Origin of the sequence: Microbacterium sp. Leaf351 (assembly GCF_001423825.1) — a bacterium.
In the GTDB taxonomy this organism is placed as follows: domain Bacteria; phylum Actinomycetota; class Actinomycetes; order Actinomycetales; family Microbacteriaceae; genus Microbacterium; species Microbacterium ginsengisoli.
In genome coordinates this window covers 202,881-210,750 of record NZ_LMPK01000038.1, presented here as the reverse complement: position 1 = coordinate 210,750, position 7,870 = coordinate 202,881, and the positions used below count along the sequence as shown (strand labels likewise).

Here is a 7,870-nt window from a genome sequence, read left to right as displayed (position 1 = left end):
GAACAGCACGTATGCCACCGCGATCGTCGCCACCCCGAGCCAGAGGGCCATCGCGACGCCCCGGGGATCGGCGAGCCACGCGAACGAGGCGAACGGCACCATCGCGAGAGCCGCGAGCGCCGAGGTGAGTCCCATGGCGCCCGCGACGGTGAACGGATCCCAGCCGTCGTCCATGAGCCGCCGCTGCGCGTTCGCGTACATCGCGAACGCGGCCCCGGCGCCGACGGATCCCACGACGCCGAGCGGGTCGACGGCCCCGGTGCCCTCGCCGCCGAGCGTGATGATCGCGACCCCCGCGAGCGCGAGCACCGTCGCCACCAGCCACACCGGTCGCGGGGCGCGTCGGCGCAGCATCCATTCGAGCAATCCCGCGAGGACGGGGGCGGACCCGAGGGCGACGACCGTGCCGATCGCGACGCCGTTGCGCGAGGTGCCGAGGAAGAACAGCGGCTGATAGCCGGCGAGGCAGACGCCCGTGACCACCATGAGCAGGACCGCGCGCCGCGAGAGCCGGGGATTGCGGATGCCGCGGCGCGCCCGCGCCCGCGCCGCCAGCGCGAAGCCGGCCACCGCCAGCACGGTGCCGCCGACGAGCAGGCGCATCGCGCCGACGCCGAGCGGGGTGGTCCCCGCCGGGCCGAGCGCCTGCGATGTGCCGGTCGTGCCGAACAGAACGGCGGCGGCGAGGACGGCGAGAATGGCGGGCACGTCATCAGTTCTACCGGCTCCGGGGCGCGCGCCCGTGCGCCGGTAGGCTGGGACGGTGACTGTGAGGCTCTACGACACCAAGGCGCAGGCGTTGCGCGACTTCGTGCCGATCGACCCCTCCCACGTCACGATGTACGTCTGCGGCCCGACCGTGCAGTCCGGCCCCCACATCGGTCACGTGCGCGCGGCGCTGAGCTTCGACATCCTCCGTCGCTGGCTCGCGCACCGCTACGGCCGCGTCACCTTCGTGCGCAACGTCACCGACATCGACGACAAGGTGATCGCCAACGCGTCGGCTGCCGAACCCTGGTGGGCGCTGGCGTACCGCATGGAGCAGGAGTTCGCGGCCGCGTATGCCGCGGTCGGCATCCTCGCACCGACGTACGAGCCGCGCGCGACCGGCTCGATTCCGCAGATGATCGAGCTCATCGAGACGCTGATCGCGCGGGGGCACGCCTACGTGGCCCCCGACGGCTCAGGCGACGTCTACTTCGACGTGCGCTCGTGGCCGTCGTACGGCAGCCTCACCCGGCAGGGCCTCGACGCGATGGAGGCGGCCGCCGACGCCGACCCGCGCGGCAAGCGCGATCCGCACGACTTCGCTCTGTGGAAGGGCGCGAAGCCCGACGAGCCCGCCGACGCCACCTGGGGTGCGCCCTGGGGTGCGGGTCGCCCCGGGTGGCATATCGAGTGCTCGGCGATGTCGCGCCGCTACCTGGGCGGCGCCTTCGACATCCACGGCGGCGGACTCGACCTGCGCTTCCCCCATCACGAGAACGAACTCGCCCAGTCGACGGCCGCAGGCGACGCGTTCGCGACCTACTGGGTGCACAACGGCCTGGTGACTGTCGAGGGCCAGAAGATGTCGAAGTCGCTCGGCAACTTCGTGCTCGCCGCCGACGTGCTCGCCGAGCGTCCCTCGCTCGTCGTGCGCTACGCGCTCGCCGCCGCGCACTACCGCTCGAGCCTCGACATCTCCGACCGTGCGTTCGACGAGGCCGCCGCCGCGCTCGACCGCATCGCCGCCTTCCGCACGCGGGCGCTGCGCACCCTCGGCGAGGTGCCCGACGCCGTGCTGCCCGCCGCCTTCGGCGCGGCCCTCGACGACGACCTCGGCGTGCCGCAGGCGCTCGCCGTGCTGCACGAGACCGTCCGGACCGGCAACGCCGCACTCGACGAGGGCGATCGGGATGCCGCGGCCACCGCGGCCGGCGCCGTGCTCGCGATGACCGCGGTGCTCGGCCTCGACGCGCCCGCCCCCGGCGCCGGGCAGGGGGCCGCGGCATCCGCTCTCGACGTGCTCGTGCGTCAGCTCATCGACCAGCGCGCCCAGGCGCGCACCGACAAGGACTGGGCGGCCGCCGACCGCATCCGCGACGCGATCGCGGGAGCCGGCATCGCCCTCGAAGACACTCCCGACGGAACCCACTGGAGCATCGAATGACCAAGCCAGCAGGACGACCCGGCGCACGCAAGTCGCTGAAGAAGGGCGCCGTCAAGGGATCGGGCGGCCAGGGCCGCAAGGCTCTCGAGGGCAAAGGCCCCACCCCCAAGGCCGAGGACCGCGCCTGGCACGTCGCCGGCAAGCGCAAGGCGGCGCAGGAGCGCTACGCCGCCGCGGGCGGCAAGGGCAAGCCCGGCCAGCGGATCGCCGGCTCGAACCCCAACCGCGGCGGGCGCCCGAAGCAGAGCGACGACACCGAGACCGTCACCGGCCGCAATTCGGTGCTCGAGGCGCTGCGCGCACGCATCCCGGCGACCGCGTTCTACATCGCGCAGCGCGTCGAGATGGACGACCGCGTCAAGGAGATGCTGTCGATCGTGTCGCACCGCGGCATCCCCGTGCTCGAGGTCACCCGGCCCGAGCTCGACCGCATGGCGGGCTTCGACGGCGTGCACCAGGGCGTCGCGCTCAAGGTTCCGCCGTACGAGTACGCGCACCCGCAGGACCTCCTCGAGCAGGTCGTCGGCCGCGGCCAGACGCCGCTGTTCGTCGCGCTCGACGGCGTGACCGACCCGCGCAATCTGGGTGCCATCATCCGCTCGACGGCCGCCTTCGGCGGGCACGGCGTCATCATCCCGCAGCGCCGCAGCGCGGGCGTCAACTCGGCCGCCTGGAAGACGAGCGCCGGCGCCGCGGCCCGGGTCCCGGTGGCGCTCGCCGGCAACCTGACCGCCACGCTCAAGGAGCTCAAGAAGCAGGGCGTGTTCGTGCTCGGTCTCGACGGGGGCGGCGATGTGGCGCTTCCCGCGCTCGAGCTCGCCGACCGTCCCGTCGTGATCGTCATCGGCTCCGAGGGGGAGGGGCTGTCCCGGCTCGTCACCGAGACCTGCGACCAGATCGTGTCGATCCCGATCTCGGCGGCGACCGAGTCGCTGAACGCCGGCATCGCGGCATCCGTCGCCCTCTACCAGATCGCGACGATGCGGGGCGGGGCGGCCTGACGCGGCCGGCCGCCCGGTACGGCGCCGGCGGCCTGACGCAGCCGACGGCCTGGCGGCCCGCCGCGGCCGGCGCGCGCCTCAGACGTGGACGCCGACGCGCAGCAGCAGGTCGAGGTTATGGCGGCCGCGCTCGAGCTCGCCCGCCTCGATGCGTCGGGCGATCTCGACGACGTGGGCGTTGACCGGGGCGGCCTCGCCCACCCGCTCGAGCACGTCGACGACGAGGCCGTTGACCTCTCGGTACTCCGAGTGGCGGCCCTTCATCCAGTCGTGCAGCACCGTGGTGCGGGTGTCGGGCAGCGAGTACTTGTCGAGCACCTCGCCGAGCAGGTCGGCCGCGTACTGATCGGGACCGGTGACCTGGTCGTGCGTGAGGCCGAAGATGGGCACGAGCGTCGACCCGTCGGCCACGGCGGCCCGCGCCGCCTCCTTGCCGCACTCGATCATGAACTCGTGCACGCCGGGCATCCGCACGGCGTCGAACAGAGTCTCGTCGAGGATGGCCGACGGCACGAGCTCGCCGGCGTTGGCGACGAGCTTCATCCACTTCGACGAGCGGATGTCGGCGGACACCTCCACGACCCCCGCGTGCCGCAGCACCGCCTGCACCTCGTGCGCGCGTGCCTGGGCGGAGGGCACGATGCCGCCCACCGCGAACCACGAGTTCTCGGGCGCGTTCTGGCGGGTCACGACACCGGGCTCGAACATGTTCGAGGCCATCTCGATGACCGCGCCGATCGTGCGCTCGGCGCCCACGATCTCGGCGATGTCGTCGAGCGACATGCCGTTCTGCAGCCCCACCACGAGGCCGTCGGGGGCGAGGTGCGGGGCGATGAGCTCGACGGCCCATCGGGTGTCGTACGCCTTGACCAGCACGAACACGATGTCGAACGGCGCGCGCAGCGTCGCGACCTCGCACAGGTGGAGGGCGTCGACGGGCGTGTTCTGCGTCTCGGTCGGCAGGTGCACGGTGATGCCGTTCGCGCGCATCGCCTCGACGTGGGCGGGCCACTGCTCGATGAAGGTCACGTCGAGGCCGGCACGGATCAGATCGGCGCCGATACCGGCGCCCTGAGCGCCGGTTCCGACGAAGGCGATGCGGGGAGAGGACATGCGTGCTCCTTTGCGACGGGTCAGCTTGACTGTACAGGGTGTTAAGCAATACGCAACAGCGTGAGATTGTCGGGATGCGCCTCGCGCACCCCCTGCTCGATCTCGTGCGCGACGGCGACGATGCGCGCATTGACCGGCGTCGCGACGCCGACGCGCGCGCCCTCGGCGACGACCGTGCCGTTGATGTCGTCGACCTCGCTGTGACGGCCCTTGGTCCAGTCCTGCAGCACCGTGGTCGTGGCCCCGGGGCGCACGAACCCGGTGTAGAGCGTGTCGAGCAGGGTCGAGACGACAGCGTCGGGCCGGCCGAGGTCATCGGCGCTCAGGCCGAAGATCGGCAGGACGTCGCGCCCCGCCGCCGCCCCCACGAGACGCGCCTCCTCGCCCGCGGCGAGCATGACCTCCCGCATGCCCTCCACCAGGATGGCGTCGGCCATGGGGAGCCCGAGGATCGCGGTCGGCACGAGCACCGTCGCATTGCTGATGAGCTTCATCCACTTCGTCGAGAGGATGTCCTCGACCACCTCGACGCGGCCGGCCTCACGCAGCAGCGCGGCGACCTCCTCCTCCCGCCCTGACGCGGCGGAGCGGGGGAGCGCGCCGACCGCGAACCACGACTGGTCGGTGTCGGAATAGCGCGTCACCCGTCCGGGCTCCGTCATCGCCGAGGACACCTCGATGACCGTCCCCATCGTGCGGTCCGCTCCCACCACGTCGGCGATCGCCGCCGTGGACATGCCGTTCTGCACCCCTGCGACGAGGCTCGTCGGCCGCAGGTGGGGACGGATGAGCTCCGCCGCCCAGCGCGAGTCGTAGGCCTTCACGAGCATCAGGACCACATCGAACGGATGCCGCTGCTCCGCGAGTTCGCACAGGTGCAGCACCGGCGGATCGACGTGCACGGTGCGGTGCGGCGTCTCGATCGTCAGGCCGTCGGCGCGCATCGCCTCGACGTGCGCCGGCCACTGCTCGACGAGCGTGACATCGTGTCCGGAGAGCAGCAGGTCGGCACCGATGGAGGCGCCGTTCGCTCCGGAGCCGAGGATGGCGATGCGGGTCATGGGGGTCTCCTTCGACGGCTTCGGCACTGAAGTCTGAATGAACACTCGGGCCCGAGTACTGGACAAATGCCCACATTCGTGGTCAAAGTGTAAATCAACGCTGAACATTCTCGAAGAGGAGAACTCATGAGCGACCCGACCGCCCATGCCGAGGACTTCACGCCCGGCCGGCCTCTCGTCATCCGCAACACCACCGTCATCACCGTCGACACGCCCGGCGTCATCCGCGACGGCGACGTGCTCGTCGTCGATGACCGCATCGCCGCCGTCGGCCCTCGCCTCGAGGTGCCCGACGGCACCGTCGAGATCGACGGCAGCGGCGGCATCCTCATGCCCGGGATGGTGGACACCCACCGCCACATGTGGCAGACGGCGCTGCGCGGCTACGGCGGCGACTGGGCGCTGAGCCAGTACTTCGTCTTCTACTACCTGCAGCACGGCGAGGTGTTCCGTCCCGAGGACATCTACGCCGGCAACCTGCTCAGCGCCCTCGAGTCGGTGGACGTCGGCGTCACCACGACCCTCGACTGGTCGCACGCTCTGCGCACCCCCGACTACGCGGATGCCGCGGTCGCGGCATTCCGGGAGATCCCGGGCAGGTTCGTGCTCGGCTACGGCAACTACCTCGGGGCGCCGTGGGAGTGGAGCGCGGATCCGGCCGTGCGTCGGTGGATCGACGACCTCCCGCGCACCGACCTGCTCGGGCTCGAGCTCGCCTTCGACGTGCCCGACTCCGACGACTTCCCCGAGCGAGCCGCGTTCGACTTCGCGCGCGACCTCGGCATCCGGGTCACCACCCACGCCGGAGTGTGGGGCGCGACCGGAGACGTGGGTATCCGCAACATGTACGACGCGGGCGTCATGACCGATCAGATCACCTACGTGCACTCCGCCAGCCTCGGCGCCGAGAGCTACCAGAAGATCGCCGCGACCGGCGGCACGGTCTCGGTCGCCACCGAGTCGGAGCAGAGCGCGGGCCAGGGGTATCCCTCGACCTGGGAGATCCGCAAGTACGGCATCCCGGCCTCCCTCTCGATGGACACGAGTGTCTGGTGGAGCGCCGACTTCTTCTCGGCCATGCGCGCCACGCTCAGCTCCGACCGCTCCCGCGACCACCTCGAAGCCCACCGCCGCGGTGAGACGGTCAACGTCAACCGGTTGCGCGCCGAGGACGTCGTGTGGATGGCGACCATGGGCGGCGCGCTCTCGCTCGGAATGTCCGACCTGATCGGCTCGATCACGCCGGGCAAGAAGGCCGACCTCGTGCTGCTGAAGAACGATCAGTCGCCCACGATGACGCCGATCCTCAACCCGCACGCGCACGTCGTCTACCAGGCCGGCACCGCCGACATCCACACGGTCGTGATCGACGGCCGTGTCGTGAAGTACCGGGGAACGCGCATCGACCTCGACATCGCGCCCGCCCGCGACGCCGTCGCCGCGTCGGTCGACTACGTGCGCTCCCAGCTCGGCGAGGCCGCCTGGGAGGAAGGGATGCACCCGCCGCTCGACCCCGAAGCCCCCATCGACAACCCCTACCAGTACCAAGAGGACTGACCGCCCGACATGATCCTGCATCTCGCCACCTTCCACTGGAACGACGACGTCACCGACGACGACGTGACCGCGCTCACCGATGCCCTCGCCGGGATGGCGCAGGGCATTCCCGAGCTGCGGGGCTATCGCTGCGGGCCGAACCTGCATCTGCGTCCGCAGGGCGCCGACTACGGCGTCGCCGCTCTCGTCGACGATGCCGCCGGTCTCGACGCGTACCTCGACTCCCATGCGCACGGCGAGGTGTACCGCACCCTGCTCGGACGCATGATCGCCTCGCGCGGCGCCGTGCAGCTCGAGGTGCCCGCCGGGGCGCGACTGTGACCGCGATGCGCGCGGGCGTGCTGCACGCCGCCCGCGATCTGCGCATCGAGGATCGGACCGTGCCCGACCCCGGCCCGGGGGAGGTCCTCGTGCGCGTCTCGGTGTGCGGGGTGTGCGGCAGCGATGCGACGGAGTACGACCGGGGGCCGCAGCTCACCGAGCTGCCCGTCACCCTCGGGCACGAGTTCGCGGGCACGGTGGAGCGGGTGGGCGCCGGTGTCGACCTCGCCGTCGGCGCGCGGGTCGTCTGCGGTGCCGGCATCTCGTGCGGCACCTGCAAGCCGTGCCGCGCCGGCCGCACGAATCTGTGCCGGTCGTACCGCACGGCCGGGCTGCAGCGTGACGGCGGTCTCGCCCAGTACGCGGTCGTGCCCGCCGGCATCCTGCTCGACGTCAGCGCCTCGCCACTCGCGTCCGACACGCTCGGGCTCGCGCAGCCGATGGCGATCGCCGTGCACGCGGTGCGGCGCAGTGGACTCTCGGCCGGCGACGATGCCGTGATCGTCGGAGTCGGAGGGATCGGCGCCTTCCTCACGGTCGCCGCCGCGGCCACCGGCGCGAGGGTGCTCGTGGTCGACCTCAACGCCGACCGTCTCGAGCTCGCCGTGCGCCTGGGCGCACAGGAGACGCTCGTCGCCGGCACCGCCACCCTCGCCGACCGTGTC

The 7,870-nt window shown here is 71.8% G+C and carries 8 protein-coding genes; 5 read left to right on the top strand and 3 right to left on the bottom strand.

What is annotated here, in order from left to right:
• Positions 1-708 (bottom strand): DMT family transporter (locus ASG00_RS13785; RefSeq protein ID WP_156456265.1); only part of this gene is annotated, 708 nt, incomplete at its 3' end.
• A gap of 55 nt (positions 709-763) precedes the next feature.
• Here ASG00_RS13785 and cysS point away from each other — a divergent pair.
• Together cysS and rlmB are read left to right on the top strand one after the other, a co-directional pair.
• Positions 764-2,152, top strand: coding sequence for a cysteine--tRNA ligase (gene cysS, locus ASG00_RS13780; RefSeq protein ID WP_056210285.1), 1,389 nt, complete (start codon positions 764-766; stop codon positions 2,150-2,152).
• Positions 2,149-3,153 carry a 23S rRNA (guanosine(2251)-2'-O)-methyltransferase RlmB gene (rlmB, locus tag ASG00_RS13775; RefSeq protein ID WP_045246749.1) on the top strand — a complete coding sequence of 335 codons (1,005 nt, stop codon included), beginning with the start codon at positions 2,149-2,151 and terminating at the stop codon, positions 3,151-3,153. The genes cysS and rlmB overlap by 4 nt, the downstream gene beginning before the upstream one ends.
• 78 nt (positions 3,154-3,231) lie before the next feature.
• Here rlmB and ASG00_RS13770 read toward each other — a convergent pair whose 3' ends face one another.
• Both ASG00_RS13770 and ASG00_RS13765 read right to left on the bottom strand, forming a co-directional pair.
• The gene (locus ASG00_RS13770; protein ID WP_056210283.1) at positions 3,232-4,266 is read right to left on the bottom strand and encodes a ketopantoate reductase family protein; all 1,035 of its coding nucleotides are present in this window, start codon (positions 4,264-4,266) and stop codon (positions 3,232-3,234) included.
• A 41-nt stretch (positions 4,267-4,307) separates the two neighbouring features.
• Complete coding sequence (locus tag ASG00_RS13765; RefSeq protein WP_056210281.1) at positions 4,308-5,327, bottom strand: ketopantoate reductase family protein; 1,020 nt, start codon at positions 5,325-5,327, stop codon at positions 4,308-4,310.
• Between the two features lie 126 nt (positions 5,328-5,453).
• On the opposite strand from ASG00_RS13765, the gene ASG00_RS13760 reads away from it, so the two are divergent.
• The 3 genes from ASG00_RS13760 to ASG00_RS15545 all read left to right on the top strand — a co-directional run.
• Entirely contained in the window at positions 5,454-6,884 is a 1,431-nt protein-coding gene (locus ASG00_RS13760) for an amidohydrolase family protein (protein ID WP_056210279.1), read from the top strand.
• Positions 6,885-6,893: 9 nt separating this feature from the next.
• Positions 6,894-7,205 carry a Dabb family protein gene (locus tag ASG00_RS13755; RefSeq protein ID WP_056210277.1) on the top strand — a complete coding sequence of 104 codons (312 nt, stop codon included), beginning with the start codon at positions 6,894-6,896 and terminating at the stop codon, positions 7,203-7,205.
• A 5-nt stretch (positions 7,206-7,210) separates the two neighbouring features.
• Positions 7,211-7,870 (top strand): zinc-dependent alcohol dehydrogenase (locus ASG00_RS15545; RefSeq protein WP_235559612.1); only part of this gene is annotated, 660 nt, incomplete at its 3' end.